15 protein-coding genes and 1 pseudogene are annotated in these 19,082 nt (G+C 70.8%); 13 read left to right on the top strand and 3 right to left on the bottom strand.

Going from position 1 to position 19,082, the window contains the following annotated elements:
- Positions 1 to 130: 130 nt before the first annotated feature.
- The 3 genes from metH (at position 131) to ABTY15_RS10675 (ending at position 6,464) form a co-directional block, all read left to right on the top strand.
- Positions 131 to 3,637: a methionine synthase gene (gene metH / locus ABTY15_RS10685; RefSeq protein WP_350579640.1), complete on the top strand. Its 3,507-nt coding sequence runs from the start codon at positions 131 to 133 to the stop codon at positions 3,635 to 3,637.
- Between the two features lie 153 nt (positions 3,638 to 3,790).
- On the top strand, positions 3,791 to 4,495 hold the full coding sequence (locus tag ABTY15_RS10680) for an HAD family hydrolase (protein ID WP_350579633.1): 705 nt from the start codon (positions 3,791 to 3,793) through the stop codon (positions 4,493 to 4,495).
- 352 nt (positions 4,496 to 4,847) lie between these two features.
- Positions 4,848 to 6,464, top strand: coding sequence for an ABC transporter substrate-binding protein (locus ABTY15_RS10675; protein WP_350579602.1), 1,617 nt, complete (start codon positions 4,848 to 4,850; stop codon positions 6,462 to 6,464).
- Positions 6,465 to 6,548: 84 nt separating this feature from the next.
- Here the strand turns inward: ABTY15_RS10675 and ABTY15_RS10670 are convergent, their stop codons facing one another.
- On the bottom strand, positions 6,549 to 7,220 hold the full coding sequence (locus ABTY15_RS10670) for a response regulator (protein WP_350579590.1): 672 nt from the start codon (positions 7,218 to 7,220) through the stop codon (positions 6,549 to 6,551).
- Positions 7,221 to 7,266: 46 nt separating this feature from the next.
- A complete protein-coding gene (locus tag ABTY15_RS10665; protein ID WP_350579562.1) occupies positions 7,267 to 8,139 on the bottom strand; it encodes a RecB family exonuclease in 873 nt (290 codons plus the stop codon).
- Positions 8,140 to 8,307: 168 nt separating this feature from the next.
- On the opposite strand from ABTY15_RS10665, the gene ABTY15_RS10660 reads away from it, so the two are divergent.
- The 3 genes from ABTY15_RS10660 (at position 8,308) to ABTY15_RS10650 (ending at position 11,242) form a co-directional block, all read left to right on the top strand.
- The gene (locus tag ABTY15_RS10660) at positions 8,308 to 9,516 is read left to right on the top strand and encodes a site-2 protease family protein (protein WP_350579545.1); all 1,209 of its coding nucleotides are present in this window, start codon (positions 8,308 to 8,310) and stop codon (positions 9,514 to 9,516) included.
- A gap of 46 nt (positions 9,517 to 9,562) precedes the next feature.
- Positions 9,563 to 10,522, top strand: coding sequence for a tRNA (adenine-N1)-methyltransferase (locus tag ABTY15_RS10655; RefSeq protein WP_350579534.1), 960 nt, complete (start codon positions 9,563 to 9,565; stop codon positions 10,520 to 10,522).
- A gap of 78 nt (positions 10,523 to 10,600) precedes the next feature.
- Complete coding sequence (locus ABTY15_RS10650; RefSeq protein ID WP_350579530.1) at positions 10,601 to 11,242, top strand: hypothetical protein; 642 nt, start codon at positions 10,601 to 10,603, stop codon at positions 11,240 to 11,242.
- 5 nt (positions 11,243 to 11,247) lie between these two features.
- Here ABTY15_RS10650 and ABTY15_RS10645 read toward each other — a convergent pair whose 3' ends face one another.
- Positions 11,248 to 11,550, bottom strand: coding sequence for a ferredoxin (locus ABTY15_RS10645; RefSeq protein WP_350579520.1), 303 nt, complete (start codon positions 11,548 to 11,550; stop codon positions 11,248 to 11,250).
- 284 nt (positions 11,551 to 11,834) lie between these two features.
- On the opposite strand from ABTY15_RS10645, the gene arc reads away from it, so the two are divergent.
- The 7 genes and pseudogenes from arc (at position 11,835) to pafA (ending at position 19,004) form a co-directional block, all read left to right on the top strand.
- Complete coding sequence (gene arc, locus ABTY15_RS10640) at positions 11,835 to 13,601, top strand: proteasome ATPase (RefSeq protein WP_350579511.1); 1,767 nt, start codon at positions 11,835 to 11,837, stop codon at positions 13,599 to 13,601.
- Between the two features lie 224 nt (positions 13,602 to 13,825).
- Positions 13,826 to 15,337 carry a depupylase/deamidase Dop gene (dop, locus tag ABTY15_RS10635; RefSeq protein ID WP_350579499.1) on the top strand — a complete coding sequence of 504 codons (1,512 nt, stop codon included), beginning with the start codon at positions 13,826 to 13,828 and terminating at the stop codon, positions 15,335 to 15,337.
- Between the two features lie 174 nt (positions 15,338 to 15,511).
- Positions 15,512 to 15,730, top strand: coding sequence for a ubiquitin-like protein Pup (locus ABTY15_RS10630; RefSeq protein WP_031069167.1), 219 nt, complete (start codon positions 15,512 to 15,514; stop codon positions 15,728 to 15,730).
- 133 nt (positions 15,731 to 15,863) lie between these two features.
- Positions 15,864 to 15,941, top strand: a pseudogene (locus tag ABTY15_RS10625) (endonuclease VII domain-containing protein); the annotation flags it as partial.
- Positions 15,938 to 16,735, top strand: a complete 798-nt coding sequence (gene prcB, locus ABTY15_RS10620) for a proteasome subunit beta (protein ID WP_350579740.1) — start codon at positions 15,938 to 15,940, stop codon at positions 16,733 to 16,735. The pseudogene ABTY15_RS10625 and the gene prcB, both read left to right, overlap by 4 nt.
- A gap of 31 nt (positions 16,736 to 16,766) precedes the next feature.
- Entirely contained in the window at positions 16,767 to 17,528 is a 762-nt protein-coding gene (gene prcA / locus ABTY15_RS10615) for a proteasome subunit alpha (RefSeq protein WP_350579495.1), read from the top strand.
- 114 nt (positions 17,529 to 17,642) lie between these two features.
- Entirely contained in the window at positions 17,643 to 19,004 is a 1,362-nt protein-coding gene (pafA, locus tag ABTY15_RS10610; protein WP_350579483.1) for a Pup--protein ligase, read from the top strand.
- Positions 19,005 to 19,082: the final 78 nt, after the last annotated feature.

The following is a 19,082-nucleotide window of genomic DNA, read 5'->3' as shown; positions in this document are numbered from 1 at the left end:
CCCTTGCGGTCGAACGCTCAGGATACGGAATGCCGCCCCGGGGTCGGCCGCTGGCCGGATACCCTGGCCACGTGCGTCCCGACCAAGCGGGTTCGCAAAGCCGACAGCCGTCGCACCAGGGAGAAGCCCCATGGCCACTGCAGCCGACCCGTCCATCACTCAGCAGAGCCGCGCGAACGCGTTGCGTGAAGCACTCGCCACCCGGGTGGTGGTCGCCGACGGTGCGATGGGCACCATGCTCCAGGCACAGGATCCGACCCTGGAGGACTTCCAGAACCTCGAAGGCTGCAACGAGGTCCTCAACCTGACCCGGCCCGACATCGTCCGGTCCGTCCACGAGGCCTACTTCGGCGTCGGCGTGGACTGCGTCGAGACCAACACCTTCGGCGCCAACTTCTCCGCGCTCGGCGAGTACGAGATCTCCGACCGCATCTTCGAGCTGTCCGAGGCCGGCGCCCGGATCGCCCGCCAGGTGGCCGACGCGCACGCCGCCGACGGCCGCACCCGCTGGGTGCTCGGCTCGATCGGCCCCGGCACCAAGCTGCCGACCCTCGGCCACGCCCCGTACGAGACGCTGCGCGACGGCTTCCAGCAGAACGCGGCCGGTCTGATCGCGGGCGGCGCGGACGCGCTGCTGGTCGAGACCAGCCAGGACCTGCTCCAGACCAAGGCCGCCATCCTCGGCTGCAAGCGCGCCCTCGCCGAGGCCGGGCTGGACCTGCCGGTGCTGGTGCAGGTGACGGTCGAGACCACCGGCACCATGCTGCTCGGCTCCGAGATCGGCGCCGCGCTGACGGCCCTGGAGCCGCTCGGCGTGGACTACATCGGCCTCAACTGCGCCACCGGCCCGGCCGAGATGAGCGAGCACCTGCGCTACCTGGCCAAGAACGCCCGGATCGGTCTGTCCTGCATGCCGAACGCGGGCCTGCCGGTGCTCGGCAAGGACGGCGCCCACTACCCGCTCTCCCCGGCCGAGCTGGCCGACGCGCACGACGTGTTCACCCGCGAGTACGGCCTCTCGCTGGTCGGCGGCTGCTGCGGCACCACCCCCGAGCACCTGCGTCAGGTGGTCGAGCGGGTGCAGGGCCGGGCGATCGCCCCGCGCACCCCGCAGCCGGACCCGTCGGCGTCCTCGCTGTACCAGGCGGTGCCGTTCCGCCAGGACACCTCGTACCTGGCGATCGGCGAGCGCACCAACGCCAACGGCTCGAAGAAGTTCCGCGAGTCGATGCTGGCCGGCGACTGGCAGGCCTGTGTGGAGATCGCCCGCGAGCAGATCCGGGACGGCTCCCACCTGCTGGACCTCTGCGTGGACTACGTCGGCCGCGACGGCGTCGCCGACATGAAGGAGATCGCCGGCCGGCTGGCCACCGCCTCCACCCTGCCGATCGTGCTGGACTCCACCGAGCCGGACGTGCTGCGCGCCGGCCTGGAGGCGCTCGGCGGCCGCGCGGTGCTCAACTCGGTCAACTACGAGGACGGCAACGCGCCGGACTCGCGGTTCGGGCGGATCGCCTCGCTGGCCCGTGAGCACGGCGCCGGCCTGATCGCGCTGACCATCGACGAGGAGGGCCAGGCCCGCACCGCCGACAAGAAGGTCGAGATCGCCGAGCGGCTGATCGCCGAGCTGACCGCCGACTACGGCGTCGACGAGGGCTCGATCCTGGTCGACTGCCTCACCTTCACCCTGGCCACCGGCCAGGAGGAGTCCCGCCGGGACGGCATCGAGACCATCGAGGCGATCCGCGAGCTCAAGCGCCGCCACCCGGCCGTGCAGACCACCCTCGGCCTGTCCAACATCTCCTTCGGCCTGAACCCGGCCGCCCGGGTGGTGCTCAACTCGGTCTTCCTGCACGAGTGCGTGGAGGCCGGCCTGGACTCGGCGATCGTGCACGCCTCCAAGATCCTGCCGATCTCCCGGATCCCGGAGGACCAGCGCGAGGCCGCCCTCGACCTGGTCTACGACCGCCGCCGGGACGACTACGACCCGCTCCAGCGCCTGCTGGAGCTGTTCGAGGGCGTCTCCTCGGCCTCGGTCAAGGCGTCCAAGGCGGAGGAGCTGGCCGCGCTGCCGCTGGAGGAGCGCCTCCAGCGCCGGATCATCGACGGCGAGCGCAACGGCCTGGAGGCCGACCTGGACGAGGCGCTGACCCAGCGCCCTGCGCTGGAGATCATCAACGAGACCCTGCTGGCCGGCATGAAGGTGGTCGGCGAGCTGTTCGGCTCCGGCCAGATGCAGCTGCCGTTCGTGCTCCAGTCCGCCGAGGTGATGAAGACCGCGGTGGCCCACCTGGAGCCGCACATGGAGAAGTCGGACAGCGAGGGCAAGGGCACCATCGTGCTCGCCACCGTCAAGGGCGACGTCCACGACATCGGCAAGAACCTGGTCGACATCATCCTGTCCAACAACGGCTACAACGTGGTCAACCTGGGCATCAAGCAGCCGGTCTCGGCGATCCTGGACGCCGCGCAGGAGCACAACGCGGACGTCATCGGGATGTCCGGCCTGCTGGTGAAGTCCACCGTGATCATGAAGGAGAACCTGGAGGAGCTGAACCAGCGCAAGCTGGCCGCCAGCTACCCGGTGATCCTCGGCGGCGCCGCGCTCACCCGCGCCTACGTCGAGCAGGACCTGCACGAGATCTACGAGGGCGAGGTCCGCTACGCCCGGGACGCCTTCGAGGGCCTGCGGCTGATGGACGCGCTGATCGCGGTCAAGCGCGGCGTCCCCGGCGCGGCCCTGCCGGAGCTCAAGCAGCGCCGGCACGCCCGGGTCGAGGTGGAGGAGGAGCCCGAGGTCAACCTCGGCCAGATCCGCTCGGACGTCACGGTGGACAACACCGTGCCCACGCCGCCGTTCTGGGGCGACCGGATCGTCAAGGGCATCCCGTTCGCCGACTACGCCTCCTGGCTGGACGAGGACGCGCTGTTCAAGGGCCAGTGGGGCCTCAAGGCGGCGAGGAACGGCGACGGTCCGAGCTACGAGGAGCTGGTGGAGACCGAGGGCCGGCCGCGGCTGCGGATGTGGCTGGACCGGCTGCAGACCGAGGGCTGGCTGGAGGCGGCCGTGGTCTACGGCTACTACCCGGCCAACTCCAAGGGCGACGACCTGATCGTCTTCCACGAGGACGGCACCGAGCGCACCCGGTTCACCTTCCCCCGCCAGCGGCGCGGTCGCCGGCTCTGCCTGGCCGACTTCTTCCGCCCGGAGGAGTCCGGCGTGCGGGACGTGGTCGGCCTCCAGGTGGTCACCATGGGCAACCGGATCTCGGAGGCGGCCAACGAGCTGTTCGCCGACAACTCCTACCGCGACTACCTGGAGCTGCACGGCCTGTCCGTGCAGCTGGCGGAGGCGCTGGCCGAGTTCTGGCACGCCCGGGTCCGGTACGAGCTGGGCTTCTCCGGCGAGGACCCGCAGGACGTCAAGGACATGTTCGCGCTCAAGTACCGGGGTGCCCGCTTCTCGCTCGGCTACGGGGCCTGCCCCGAGCTGGAGGACCGCGCCAAGATCGCCGAGCTGCTGAAGCCCGAGCGGATCGGCGTGGTGCTCTCCGAGGAGTTCCAGCTGCACCCGGAGCAGTCCACCGACGCCATCGTGATCCACCACCCGGAGGCGAAGTACTTCAACGCCCGGTAATCCCGATGCCGCTCTGCGTTCGCTCCTTCCGGGCGGAGCGGGCGTATCCTGGATGATCCTGAACGGGCCGGTCCGCTCACCAGCGGGCCGGCCCGTGCCATCCCCCAGGGACGTCAGGACGCCCCGCGGGGCACCGTCGGAAGGACTCCCGCCATGACCACCATCTCCACCGCCGTTCCGGCGCTCGCCCACGGGGACGACCACGGCCTTCAGGCGGTGCTGCTGGACATGGACGGGACGCTGGTGGACACCGAGGAGTTCTGGTGGCAGGCCGAGGTCACGCTCTTCGCCGAGCTGGGCCACGCGCTGACCGAGGAGGACCGGGCCCAGGTGGTGGGCGGTCCGATGACCCGGGTGATCGACTACCTGGTCGGCAGAACCGGGGTGGACCTCTCCCCGGCCGATCTCACGGTGCTGATCAACCAGCGCTTCGTCGACCTGCTGGCCGGCGGCGTGCCGCTCATGCCCGGTGCCGAACGGCTCCTCAACACCCTTGCCGCGCACGGGATCCCGGCCGCCCTGGTGTCCGCCTCGCACCGGCACGTGATCGACATCGTGCTGCGTTCGCTGGGCGCCGAGCACTTCGCCTTCTCGGTCGCCGGCGACGAGGTGCCGCGCACCAAGCCGCACCCGGACCCGTACCTGGAGGCGGCCCGCCGGCTCGGTGCGGAGCCGGCCCGCTGCGTGGTGGTCGAGGACGCGCCGACCGGGGTGCGCGCGGCCGAGGCGGCCGGGTGCCCGGTGATCGCGGTGCCCTCGGTGGCGCCGATCGAGCCGGCCCCCGGGCGGCTGGTGCTGCCCTCGCTGGAGCAGGTCGATCTTGAACTGCTCCAGTCGCTGGTCGCCTCACGAGTGTGATTGTCATCTCATTGCACAATGGTGCTACCCGCCGGTAAGCGGCCGGGTCGGCTCGGCGCCCCGGCCTGCCGGGGGAGAAAACGGGCATTGTCTGACAAGTCGTCGGGCGCGCGTGGATGCCCGGAACCGCCGTTTCCCAAACGTCATCTGCGCGGGTAGCGGTCGTACGTGTTCGATATGGCACGCTACTCCAGTTCGTTCCCCACACCCGCGCCCAGCCACCGCCGCAGACGGGCAACCCCGTCCTGCCCGCGGTGGTACGGCGCGTGGCCCGCGCACGCCTTCCGCACCACGGAACGCCCTCGACGCGGGCCCCGGCCCCCGCCGGACCGCACCCAGAAGGACGCGCCCCGTGAAGACTTCAGCTGAACGCCTGGCAGTACTCGGCTGTGCCGGCCTGGTCGCCGTGACCGTGGCCGGCTGTGGATCGGTCACCGACGCCGTCAAGGGCGACAGCGGCAAGTCGATCACCATGGGCACCAGCCAGCTGACCAGCGTGCTGGACCCGGCCGCGGCCTACGACTCCGGCTCCTGGCTGATGCTGCGCAACACCTTCCAGTCGCTGCTGAGCTTCCCGGCCGCGTCCAGCTCGCCGGCCCCGGACGCCGCGCAGTCCTGCGAGTTCACCGGCGGCGACGCCAGCCAGTACCACTGCACGCTGCGGTCCGGCCTGAAGTTCTCCAACGGCCACCCGCTGACCGCCGCCGACGTGGTGTTCTCGATCGAGCGCACCAAGAAGATCAACGACCCGGGCGGCCCGGTCGGCCTGCTCTCCTCGATCAAGAGCGTCGAGGCCAAGGGTGACACCGAGGTGATCTTCCACCTCTCGACCCCCGACGCCACCCTGCCCGCCAAGCTGGCCGGCCCGGCCGGTGCCATCGTCGACCACCAGGTCTACCCGGCCGACAAGGTGCAGCCCAACGACAAGCAGGTCGGCTCCGGCCCGTACAAGTTCGACTCGATGGAGATGCTGAGCAGCGGCGACAGCGCCGGCAAGCAGCTCGGCAAGGTCGTGCTGGTGGCCAACGACAAGTACAGCGGCGACGCCAAGCTGCGGAACAGCAAGTTCACCGTGCGGTTCTACGACAAGGCCGCCGACCTGAAGGCCGCGCTGGACAAGGGCGACGTCGACCTCACCGACAACAGCCTGGAGCCGAACACCGCCGCCCAGATCCACGCCGACCAGCAGGGCGGCAAGACCGACCTCCAGGTCGTCGAGGGCGACAGCAACGACACCCGCTCGCTGGTCTTCAACACCAAGGACCAGGTCGGCGGCAACGTCGCCGTCCGCCAGGCCGCCGCCCAGCTGCTCGACCGCAAGGCGCTCGCCCGCGACGTCTTCGCCCGGACCGTCCAGCCGCTGTACGCGATGGTCCCGGCCGGCGTCACCGGCCACACCACCGCCTTCTTCGACCGCTACGGCGACCAGGACGTCGCCAAGGCCAAGAAGATCCTGACCGACGCCAAGGTGCAGACCCCGGTCAAGCTCACCCTCACCTGGGCGCGTTCGCGCGCCGGCAACGCCGAGCCCGAGACGCTGAAGAAGCAGCTGGAGACCGGCGGCCTGTTCCAGGTGACGGTCCAGCAGGAGGCGGACTGGGACGCCTTCAAGAAGGGCTGGGCCGACGGCAAGTACCAGGCGTACATCATCGGTTGGTTCGCCGACTACCCGGACGCCGACAACTACATCTCCCCGCTGATCGTCGAGGGCGGCGCCTACCACCACGGCTGGGACGACGCCCGGATCAGCCAGAAGCTGGTGCCGGAGGGCCTCAAGCAGGCCGACCGCGGCGCCGCGGCGGGCGGCTACGCGCAGATCCAGCAGATCGTCGCGGAGAACGCGCCGCTCATCCCGCTGTTCCAGAACAAGGCCTTCTACGCCGCGCGTTCGTACATCACCGGCGTCGAGTCCACCGTCGACACCACCGGCGTGTTCCGCTTCTGGGACATCGGCCGCGCCGCCAAGTAGTCGCCGGGCACCCTCAGCACGGTGGCCCGTCCGCTCTCCCCAGGGTGCAGGAGAGCGGGCGGGCCACCGTCATGTCCGGGCGGGCTACAGCGTGCCGGGGCGCACCAGGCCGCTCTCGTAGGCGTACACCGCCGCCTGCACCCGGTCGCGCAGCTGGAGCTTGGTCAGCACGTGGCCCACGTGCGTCTTCACCGTGGTCTCGCTGACGAACAGCTCGCCGGCGATCTCCGCGTTCGACAGCCCGCGCGCCACCAGCTTCAGCACCTCCAGCTCACGCTCGGTCAGCGCGCCCAGCGCCTGCGGCGGTGCCTCCTCGCCCGAGGGCAGCTTGGTGGCGTACATGTCCAGCAGCCGGCGGGTGATGCTCGGGGCCAGCATCGCCGCGCCGTCCGCGACCACCCGGATCGCCTGCACCAGCTCCTCCGCCGGGACGTCCTTCAGCAGGAAGCCGCTGGCGCCCGCGCGCAGCGCCTCCACCACGTACTCGTCCAGGTCGAAGGTGGTCAGCACCAGCACCTTGGCCGGGCCGTCCCGCCCCGGGCCGGCGATCCGGCGGGTCGCCTCGACGCCGTCCATCCGGGGCATCCGGATGTCCATCAGCACCACGTCGGGCTGCAGCGCCCGCACCTGGTCCAGCGCCTGCTGACCGTCGCCGGCCTCGCCGACCACCACCAGGTCGGACTCGGCCTCCAGGATCATCCGGAAACCGGTGCGCAGCAGCGGCTGGTCGTCGACCAGCAGCACTCGGATCGTCACCTGGGACACTCCTCGTTCATCGGATCCCCCGTCGGGATCGTCCTCTTCAGCCTTCGGACGTACGCGCCAGCGGCAGCGGGTACGGCGGGGGCGTGCCGCCGAACTCCGGGCAGCTGGCCTGGTGGTCGCACCAGTCGCAGAGCCGGTTGCGGGTCGCCGGGAAGTCCCCGGTGGCGACCGCGTGGCTGATCCGCTCCCAGAGCGCCTGGAGCTTGCGCTCCACCGCCAGCAGGTCGGCCTCGTCCGGGTCGTAGCTGACCACGTCCCCGCCGCCGCCGAGGTAGACCAGCTGGAGGCGCTTGGGGACCACGCCCTTCCAGCGCCACACCACCAGGGCGTAGAACTTCATCTGGAACATCGCCTTGCCCTCGAAGTCCCGCGAGGGCGCCCGGCCGGTCTTGTAGTCCACCAGGCGGACCTCACCGGTCGGGGCGACGTCCACCCGGTCGATGTAGCCGCGCAGCAGCAGCCCCGACTCCAGGGCCGTCTCCACGTACAGCTCGCGCTCCACCGGGTGCAGCCGGGTCGGGTCCTCCAGCCGGAACCACTGCCCGACCAGCTTCTCGGCGTCCGCCAGCCAGCGGGTGAGCGCCGCGCCGTCCGGGTCGTCCGGGAACAGGGTGCCCAGTTCCGGGCGCTCGCCCAGCAGCCGCTCCCACTGCGGGCGCAGCAGGCCCAGCGCCCGGTCCGGCGTCCGATCGGCCGCCGGGCTGTCGAACAGCCGCTCCAGCACCGCGTGCACCAGGGTGCCCCGGGTCGCCGCCGGGCTCGGCGGCTCCGGCAGGCGGTCGATCACCCGCAGCCGGTAGAGCAGGGGACAGGTGAGGAAGTCCCCCGCCCGGGACGGGGACAGGCCGGTCGGGGCCGCCGCCGGGCGCGCCGGGGCCCCGGCGGCACTGGTGGTGTCGGTCTGGTGCATGGCTACGACCCTATTGCCCTTCGCTGTCATCCCGCTGCCACCGTGCTGCCACAGGACGGCCCGCAGTGGGTATGAAGCCCCACAGAGGGGCGCGCGGCGCCGTGCGGACGAGATCACGTAGCGTGGGCGCACCGGTGCACGACGGGGGAGACGACCGAAGGGATCACGGTGAGCGACAGCAGGGGGCAACAGACCTCCGACCAGCCACCGCAGGACGACGGCGGCCGCCCGGGGCAGCCGCCCGAGCGCGGCGGCGGCCTCCTGATGGGCCGCCCCTTCGGCGTGCCCGTGTACGTGACCCCGTCCTGGTTCGTCATCGCCGCGCTGATCACCTGGGTGTTCGGCGGGCAGCTCGACAACGTGCTGCCGGAGCTCGGCGGCGCCCGCTACCTGGTCGCGTTCTCCTTCGCGGTCGCCTTCTACGGCTCGGTGCTGATCCACGAGCTCGCCCACACCCTGGTCGCGCTGCGCTACCGGCTCGGCGTGCGGCGGATCCAGTTGCAGTTCTTCGGCGGCGTCTCGGAGATCGAGAACGAGGCGGAGACCCCCTGGCGCGAGTTCTGGCTGGCCTTCGTCGGCCCGTTGCTCTCCCTGGTGCTCGGCGGCCTCTGCTACCTCGCCACCCGGGCCGTGGACCTCTCCACGGTGCCCGGGGTGCTGCTCACCGGCCTGATGGTCTCCAACCTGGTGGTCGCCGCCTTCAACCTGTTGCCCGGACTGCCGCTGGACGGCGGGCGGATGCTGCGCGCCGTCGTCTGGGCGATCAGTGGCAGGCCGATGGCCGGCACCGTCGCCGCCGCCTGGGTCGGCCGGGCGCTGGCCGTCGCCGTCCTGATCGGGCTGCCGCTGGTGAGCGCCGCCCGCGACGTCGAACGGACCGGCACCGACACCCTGGTCGACGCGGTGCTGGCCGCCGTGCTCGCCGCGATCATCTGGAACGGGGCCGGCGGCAGCCTGCGCAACGCCCGGCTCAAGGAGGCGCTGCCCGGCCTGCGGCTGCGCGACCTCGCCCGCCGCGTCGTCGAGGTCACCGCCGACACCCCGCTCGGCGAGGCGCTGCGGCGCGCCCGCGAGGCGCAGGCCGGCGCGGTGGTCGTGGTGGACGGCCGGGGCGAGCCGATCGCCATCGTCAGGGAGTCCGCCGTCCGGGCCGTGCCCGAGCACCGCCGCCCGTGGGTCGCGGTCGGCCCGCTCGCCCGTGACCTCGAACCGGGCCTGCGGCTGTCCGCGGACCTCGCCGGCGAGGACCTGCTGCGCGCCGTCCAGGCCACCCCGGCCGGGGAGTACCTGGTCGTCGAGGCGGACGGCCGGGTGTTCGGCGTGGCCGCGCTCACCGACATCGAGCAGCGGCTGACCGCCGCCGTCACCGGTCGTTGATCACCCCGGTAAGGCGGCCGGTTCCACTTCCCTTAGGATTGTCCGCATGTCCGAACCGACCGGTGCCACCCGCCGACGCGGGCCCTTCCAGGTCGGGGACCAGGTCCAGCTGACCGACCCCAAGGGTCGCCACTACACGTTCACGCTCCAGGCCGGGAACCAGTTCCACACCCACAAGGGTGCGTTCCCGCACGACGAGCTGATCGGCGCCCCCGAGGGCACGGTCGTGCGCACCACGGGGAACGTCCCGTACCTCGCGCTGCGCCCCCTGCTCCCCGACTACGTCCTGTCCATGCCGCGCGGCGCCGCCGTGATCTACCCCAAGGACGCGGGGCAGATCCTGGCGATGGCCGACATCTTCGCCGGCGCCCGCGTGGTCGAGGCCGGCGTCGGCTCGGGCGCGCTCTCCACCTACCTGCTGCGCGCCGTCGGCGACACCGGCATGCTGGCCTCCTACGAGCGCCGGCAGGACTTCGCCGACATCGCCCAGAGCAACGTGGAGCGCTACTTCGGCGGGCCGCACCCGGCGTGGAAGCTCACCGTCGGCGACCTCCAGGACAACCTGGTCGAGACCGACGTCGACCGCGTCATCCTCGACATGCTCGCCCCCTGGGAGTGCCTGGACGTCGCCTCCAAGGCGCTCGTCCCCGGCGGCCTCATCTGCTGCTACGTGGCCACCACCACGCAGATGTCCAAGACCGTCGAGGCGCTGCGCGAGCACGGCACCTTCACCGAGCCGCAGGCCTGGGAGACCATGGTCCGCACCTGGCACCTGGAGGGCCTGGCGGTCCGCCCGGACCACCGGATGATCGGCCACACCGGCTTCCTGCTCACCGCCCGCCGCCTCGCGGACGGCGTCGAGCCGCCGCTGCGCCGCCGCCGCCCGGCCAAGGGCGCCTACGGCGAGGACTACGACAACGGGGCGCCCGAGCCGACCTTGCAGGAGCGCGCCGCGGCCCGTGCCGCCGCCCGCGCCGCGGAGACCGAGCAGCCCGACCTCGGCTGACCACAGTTGCCATGAGGGGTGGTACGAGCTCAGTGCTCGTACCACCCCTTGGCATTTCCGTGACCAGCGTGTGGGACGATGCTCGCTCACACGGACCAGCTCCTGGAGCACTGGAGGGGACGCCTGGTGGAGACCGCGGTCGAGGCGACGGCTGACGAGCGGGCAGTGAAGGGCCGCACCCGGCCCGGGCACGCGCACACCGCCCCCTGGCACTGGGCGCTGGCGCTCGGCGGCTGCGGCGCCGTGGTGGCCGCCGCCCTCGCCGCCGGCCCCGCCAGCGGCACCCCGGTGCCCGTCCACCACACTCCCCAGGCCCTCCCGGCGAGCGCCGCCCCCGACCCGGCCAAGGCCCAACTGCCGCTGGACTGCGGCCCGTTCCCGGTGAAGACGGTCCTCAGCCTGTCCGCCGACCTGGGCGGCGGCCGGCCCGCCACCGTGGTCGCCGCGCACTGCGCCGCCGAGAACGGCACCCCGCCGGACGCCGTCTACCTGCTCGGCCCCGGCCCGGTGGTGCTCGCCACCCTGCTCTCCGAGCGCGAGAACCTCACCGTCAGCCGGCTCAACCTGGACTCCGCCGGCGTCATCACCGCCCACGCGCAGGGGTATTCGAGCCCGGACGTGCCGCGCTTCCGCCCCGACATCTCACTCGACCTCACCTGGACGCGCAAGGGCGGCGGCTGGGACCGTTCCCAGACCGCCGCCCCGCTCAGCTCCACGTAAGGGAGTTACTCCGCGTCCGGCCCGTACACCTCGACCCGGTCGGAGACCCGGCGCACGTGGATGCAGTCGCCGGGGCAGTCCTTCGCGGAGTCCGCCACGTCCTGAAGCAGCGTCAGCGGCACCGGGGCGGTCTCCCCGGGCTGCTGGCGCAGCTCGTCGTCCGGCCCCTTCACGTACGCCAGGCCGTCGATGTCCAGCTCGAAGACCTCGGGCGCGTACTGCACGCAGATGCCGTCGCCGGTGCACAGATCCTGGTCGATCCACACTTCCAGCTGCTCGGTCGCCGCCGTCTGCTCGGTCACCGACATGGTCCCCTGCCGTTTCTGTCCCGGGACGCCCTTTTCCGGGGCAATCCCGCCATTCGTACAACGATCGGACGCCGCACTGCGGGTCGCGATCGGATATCGACCCGCTCGACGATACATCTGGTCCGCTTTGGGTGGTGCGCGGTGGGTATCTCCTTAGCAGAGGGGAAGCACGCTGGGGCGGAGATCGGACACGCCCGTTCCATCTTTCTTGATCTAGGGGTTTACGGACCCCTGGTCCCAGGTAGGGTCTGGAAGCGTCCAGCTCCCCGGAGGAGGTGAGGACCGTGGCAGCCCACGATGACGACTACAACCGCAGCACCGGCAGGCCCGCTCGTGGTTCCGACGAGGCCGCTCAGGTCTCGTACCTTGAGCAGGAAATCGCCGTGCTGCGCCGCAAGCTCGCCGACTCGCCGCGCAATTCGAGAATCCTCGAAGAGCGGATCGTCGAGCTCCAGACCAACCTGGCCGGCGTGACCGCCCAGAACGAACGGCTCGCCTCTACCCTGCGCGAGGCCCGCGACCAGATCGTGGCCCTCAAGGAGGAAGTGGACCGGCTGGCACAGCCCCCGGCCGGGTTCGGCACCTTCCTCAACAGCAACGAGGACGGCACCGCCGACATCTTCACCGGCGGGCGCAAGCTCCGCGTGAACGTCAGCCCCAACGTCGACCTCGACGAGCTGCGGCGCGGCCAGGAAGTGATGCTCAACGAGGCCCTCAACATCGTGGACGCGATGGCCTTCGAGCGGATCGGCGAGATCGTCACCCTCAAGGAGATCCTGGAGGACGGCGAGCGCGCCCTGGTCATCGGTCACACCGACGAGGAGCGGGTGGTGCGTCTCGCCGAACCGCTGCGCGAGGTCACCATCCGGGCGGGGGACGCCCTGCTGCTGGAACCGCGTTCCGGCTACGTGTACGAGGTCGTGCCGAAGGCCGAGGTCGAGGAGCTGGTCCTCGAGGAGGTCCCGGACATCGACTACCGCCAGATCGGCGGCCTGAGCAACCAGATCGAGCAGATCCGCGACGCGGTCGAGCTGCCGTACCTGCACGCCGACCTCTTCAAGGAGTTCGAGCTGCGCCCGCCCAAGGGCGTGCTGCTCTACGGCCCGCCCGGCTGCGGCAAGACGCTGATCGCCAAGGCCGTCGCCAACTCGCTGGCCAAGAAGGTCGCCGAGGTCACCGGCCGCCCCCAGGGGAAGAGCTACTTCCTCAACATCAAGGGCCCGGAGCTGCTCAACAAGTACGTCGGCGAGACCGAGCGGCAGATCCGGCTGGTCTTCCAGCGGGCCCGGGAGAAGGCGGGCGAGGGCACCCCCGTCATCGTCTTCTTCGACGAGATGGAGTCGCTGTTCCGCACCCGCGGGTCCGGCGTCAGCTCGGACGTGGAGAACACCATCGTCCCGCAGCTGCTGGCCGAGATCGACGGTGTGGAGGGCCTGGAGAACGTCATCGTCATCGGCGCCTCGAACCGCGAGGACATGATCGACCCGGCGATCCTGCGGCCCGGCCGCCTGGACGTCAAGATCAAGATCGAGCGCCCGGACGCCGAGGCGGCGAAGGACATCTTCTCCAAGTACCTCAAGGAGTCGCTGCCCTTCCACCCGGACGACGTCAAGGAGCACGACGGCTCCCTGGGCGCGACGGTGGCCGCGATGATCCAGTCCGTGGTGGAGCGGATGTACTCGGAGACCGAGGAGAACCGCTTCCTGGAGGTCACCTACGCCAACGGGGACAAGGAGGTCCTGTACTTCAAGGACTTCAACTCCGGCGCGATGATCCAGAACATCGTCGACCGCGCGAAGAAGATGGCCATCAAGGACTTCCTCGACCACGGTCAGCGCGGTCTGCGCGTCTCCCACCTGCTCGCCGCCTGCGTGGACGAGTTCAAGGAGAACGAGGACCTGCCGAACACCACCAACCCGGACGACTGGGCCCGCATCTCCGGCAAGAAGGGCGAGCGGATCGTCTTCATCCGCACGCTGGTCACCGGCAAGCAGGGCGCCGAGTCCGGCCGCTCGATCGACACTGTCGCCAACACCGGGCAGTACCTGTAAGCACCCGGCCCGGCTCCGGCCGGACCCCGGAACAGCACGCACCCCGTCCGGCTGTGGCGCCTCGCGGCCCCGCAGCCGGACGGCGCGTCTCGGGGCCCGCCCGTCCGTGCCGCGTTCTAGGCTCGACCCACCGTTCGCGGGCACACGGCCGGCGTCGGTGTTGTTCAGCGGTACGTCAGCGTGTTCCGCCCGTGGGGGGCGGCGCACCGGGCAAGGAGGGCCGCATGACCGTACGGCGCGTGATGGGCATCGAGACCGAGTACGGGATCTCCGTGCCCGGGCACCCCAACGCCAACGCCATGCTCACCTCGTCCCAGATCGTCAACGCGTACGCGGCGGCGATGCACCGGGCACGGCGGGCCCGCTGGGACTTCGAGGAGGAGAATCCGCTGCGCGACGCGCGGGGCTTCGACCTGGCGCGCGAGGTGGCGGACGCCAGCCAGCTGACCGACGAGGACATCGGCCTCGCCAACGTCATCCTCACCAACGGGGCCCGGTTCTACGTGGACCACGCGCACCCCGAGTACAGCTCGCCCGAGGTGACCAACCCGCGCGACGCCGTGCTCTGGGACAAGGCCGGCGAGCGGATCATGGCGGCCGCCGCGCAACGCGCGCTGGAGCTGCCCAACGGGCAGAACATCCACCTGTACAAGAACAACACCGACAACAAGGGCGCCTCCTACGGCACCCACGAGAACTACCTGATGAAGCGGGCGACACCGTTCGCCGACATCGTCCGCCACCTGACCCCGTTCTTCGTCTCCCGCCAGGTGGTCACCGGCGCCGGCCGGGTGGGCCTGGGCCAGGACGGCTCCTCGCACGGCTTCCAGATCAGCCAGCGCGCGGACTACTTCGAGGTCGAGGTCGGCCTGGAGACCACGCTCAAGCGGCCGATCATCAACACCCGCGACGAACCGCACGCCGACGCCGAGAAGTACCGCCGGCTGCACGTGATCATCGGGGACGCCAACCTCTCCGAGATCTCCACCTACCTCAAGCTGGGCACCACCTCGCTGGTCCTGTCGATGATCGAGGACTCCTTCATCGCCTCCGACCTCGCCGTCGACCAGCCGGTGCGCACCCTGCACCGGGTCTCCCACGACCCGACCCTCAAGCACCTGATCACCTTGCGGAACGGGCGCAAGCTCACCGCCGTCCAGCTCCAGCTGGAGTACTTCGAACTGGCCCGCAAGTACGTCGAGGACCGCTTCGGCACCGACGCGGACGAGCAGACGGTGGACGTGCTGGCCCGCTGGGAGGACGTGCTCGGCCGGCTGGAGCGCGACCCGATGTCGCTCTCGAAGCAGCTGGACTGGATCGCCAAGCGGGAGATCCTGGAGGGCTACCGCAGCCGGGACGCCCTGCAGTGGGACAACCCGCGGCTGCACCTGGTCGACCTCCAGTACAGCGACGTGCGGCCCGAGAAGGGCCTCTACAACCGCCTGGTGGCCCGTGGCCGGTTCGACCGGCTGGTGACCGAGGACGAGGTCGAGCGGGCCGTCACCAAGCCCCCGGAGGACACCCGGGCGTACTTCCGCGGGCGCTGCCTGGAGCAGTACGCCGACCACGTCGCGGCGGCCTCCTGGGACTCGGTGATCTTCGACCTGCCGGGCCGGGACTCGCTCCAGCGGGTGCCCACCCTGGAGCCGCTGCGCGGCACCCGCAACCACGTCAAGGAGCTGCTGGACCGCTGTCGCACGGCGGAGGACCTGCTCCGGGTGCTGGCCGGCGGGTAACTTTTCGATCACCATGGGTGAACGTCCGCCGAATGGGAATCATCCGGGGTGGCAGCGGGTGTTGGACAGGAAGCGCCACCGGCAAACCGGGAGCGGCAGTCGCACCTTGTGTATAGGGTCGGTGCAGCAAGCAGCGACCAAACCGTGCCAGACCGATCGAGCGGGGTGAGGGAAATGGCGAGCAAGGACACCGGCGGCGGCCAGCAGCGGGCGAACCGCTCCTCCGAGGAGGTCGAGGAGCAGGCCGCGGAAACCCAGAATTCCGACGACCTCAAGGAGCGCCAGGAAAAGCTGAGCGACGACGTCGACGCGGTCCTGGACGAAATCGACGAAGTGCTCGAGTCGAACGCGGAGGATTTCGTCCGGGGCTTTGTCCAGAAAGGTGGGCAATAGCCCGTCCCCGGTATTCGGGAATTCACGGTCGCGACCGTCGAGGGCGGCCGGGCGGCGAGGGCTGCCCGACCGCCCGGCACCGGCCCCTTCACGCGTGGACAGTGATCGTCGGGCGGGTAGGGTGCGGGCAGCGCGCGCTTCAAGCTACCTGGAAGGAATCGTGTGGAAGCCAACACTCGTGGCACCGGGCGTCTACCGGCTGCCTTCCTGACCCCGGGGTCCTCCTCGTTCCTTGACTTCCTCGCCGAGCACAAGCCGGAGCTGATTCCCGGTCGGCGCGGGCTCCCCGAGGGGGCCGTGGTCGAGGCCCCGCACGGGACCACGATCGTGGCCGCGGTCTTCGACGGCGGTGTCGTGATCGCCGGTGACCGCCGCGCGACCATGGGCAACGTGATCGCCCAGCGCGACATCGAGAAGGTGTTCCCGGCCGACGAGTACAGCGCGGTCGGCATCGCCGGCACCGCCGGCCTCGCGGTGGAGATGGTCCGGCTGTTCCAGCTGGAGCTGGAGCACTACGAGAAGATCGAGGGTGCCACGCTCTCCCTGGAGGGCAAGGCCAACCGGCTGACCAGCATGATCCGGGGCAACCTGGGCATGGCGATGCAGGGCCTGGCCGTCGTCCCGATGTTCGCCGGGTACGACCTGGACCTCGGCCGCGGCCGGATCTTCAGCTACGACGTCACCGGCGGCCGCTCCGAGGAGCGCGGCTTCGCCGCCACCGGCTCGGGCTCGGTCTTCGCCCGCGGCTCGATGAAGAAGCTCTACCGCGAGGACCTGACGGCCGACCAGGCCGCCACCCTGGTCGTCCAGGCGCTCTACGACGCGGCCGACGACGACTCCGCCACCGGCGGCCCGGACCTCGCCCGCAAGATCTTCCCGATCGTCTCGCTGATCACCGAGGACGGCTTCCACCGGCTCACCGAGCCGGAGGTCACCGAGATCGCCGTCGCGATCACCGACGAGCGCCTGACCCGCCCCAACGGCCCGCAGGCCCCGCTGATCTAGCCGCCACCTACCAGGAAAGGGACGACCGCCGGTGTCGACACCGTTCTACGTCTCGCCCCAGCAGGCCATGGCGGACCGCGCGGAGTACGCCCGCAAGGGCATCGCGCGCGGCCGCAGCGTGGTCGTGCTCACCTACGCCGACGGCATCGTCTTCGTCGCGGAGAACACCTCCAGAGCGCTCCACAAGGTCTCCGAGATCTACGACAAGATCGCCTTCGCGGCGGTCGGCCGCTACAACGAGTTCGAGAACCTGCGCATCGGCGGCGTCCGCTACGCCGACCTGCGCGGCTACTCCTACGACCGGGCCGACGTCACCGCCCGAGGCCTGGCGAACGTCTACGCCCAGACCCTCGGCACCATCTTCTCCTCGGTCGGCGAGAAGCCGTACGAGGTCGAGCTGATCGTGGCCGAGGTCGGCCGCACCTCGGACGAGGACCAGATCTACCGCCTCACCCCGGACGGCTCGATCGTGGACGAGAAGAGCTACGTGGTGGTCGGCGGCAACGCCGACTCGATCGGCAACTACCTGGGCCAGCGCCACCGCAGCGGGATGGGCCTCACCGAGGTGGTCCGGGTCGCCGTGGACTCGCTCGCCCGCGACCCCAACGGGGGCAGCCCGCGCGCCCTCACCCCGGAGCAGCTGGAGGTCGCGGTCCTCGACCGCCAGCGGTTCCAGCAGCGCAAGTTCAAGCGCATCCTGGGCGGCCAGCTCGGCCGGCTGCTCGACGGCGACCAGTCCGCCGAGGCGGACGACGAGGAGAAGCCGGCGGCCACCGCGCCGTCGGACGAGTAGTGCCTGCGGAGTCCCGTGCGGCGGCCTGACCGCCGTACGGGACTCCGGTGCCCCTGCGGCGGCCCAGTCGTCGTGGAGGCGGTTTCGGACAGCTCCGACCAGAATGGAGTGCTCATGGACCGCCGGATCTTCGGGCTGGAGAACGAGTACGGGGTCACCTGCACGTTCCGCGGGCAGCGCCGGCTGTCACCGGACGAGGTGGCGCGGTACCTGTTCCGCCGCGTCGTCTCCTGGGGCCGCAGCAGCAACGTGTTCCTGCGCAACGGCGCGCGGCTGTACCTCGACGTCGGCTCCCACCCCGAGTACGCCACCCCCGAGTGCGACAACGTGGTCGAGCTCGTGACGCACGACAAGGCCGGCGAGCGCATCCTCGAGGGCCTCCTGGTGGACGCCGAGCGGCGGCTGCACGAGGAGGGCATCGCCGGGGACGTCTACCTCTTCAAGAACAACACCGACTCCGCCGGGAACTCCTACGGCTGCCACGAGAACTACTGCGTGGCCCGGCACGGCGAGTTCTCCCGGCTGGCCGACGTGCTGATCCCCTTCCTGGTCACCCGCCAGCTGATCTGCGGCGCCGGCAAGGTGCTGCAGACCCCGCGCGGCGCGGTCTACTGCGTCAGCCAGCGGGCCGAGCACATCTGGGAGGGCGTCAGCTCCGCCACCACCCGCTCGCGGCCGATCATCAACACCCGGGACGAGCCGCACGCGGACGCCGAGCGCTACCGCCGGCTGCACGTGATCGTCGGCGACTCCAACATGTCCGAGACCACGACGCTGCTCAAGGTCGGCTCCACCGACCTGGTGCTGCGGCTGATCGAGGCCGGCGTGGTGATGCGCGACCTGACCCTGGAGAACCCGATCCGGGCGATCCGCGAGGTCAGCCACGACCTCACCGGCACCCACCAGGTCCGGCTCGCCAACGGGCGGGAGGCCAGCGCGCTGGACATCCAGGAGGAGTACTTCACCAAGGCGCTGGAGTTCGCCGACCGCAAGGGCATCAACACCGGCACCATCGCCCGGGTCCTCGACCTGTGGGGCCGCACCCTGGAGGCCGTCCGCACCGAGAACCTGGACGGGGTGGCCACCGAGATCGACTGGATCATGAAGTACAAGCTCATCGAGCGCTACCGCGAGAAGCACCAGATGAGCATGTCCAACCCGCGGGTGGCCCAGATCGACCTCGCGTACCACGACATCCACCGCCGCCGCGGCCTGTTCTACCTGCTCCAGGGCAAGGGGCAGGCGCAGCGGGTGACCACCGACCTGAAGACCTTCGAGGCCAAGTCGATCCCGCCGCAGACCACCCGGGCCCGACTCCGCGGGGACTTCATCCGCCGGGCGCAGGAGCAGCGCCGGGACTTCACGGTGGACTGGGTGCACCTGAAGCTGAACGACCAGGCGCAGCGCACGGTGCTCTGCAAGGACCCGTTCCGCTCGGTGGACGAGCGGGTCGAGAAGCTGATCGCCGGGATGTGAGCCGGGCCGTGGTGCCCGCCCGGATGTGATCTTCGCGGTGTCCGGCCCCGGTGGTGTCTACCGGGGCCGGACGCGTGC

The sequence above is a fragment of the Kitasatospora sp. NPDC097643 genome, from assembly GCF_040302625.1.
Classification (GTDB): Bacteria; Actinomycetota; Actinomycetes; order Streptomycetales; family Streptomycetaceae; genus Kitasatospora.
This window is presented reverse-complemented; position numbering and strand designations above follow the sequence as displayed.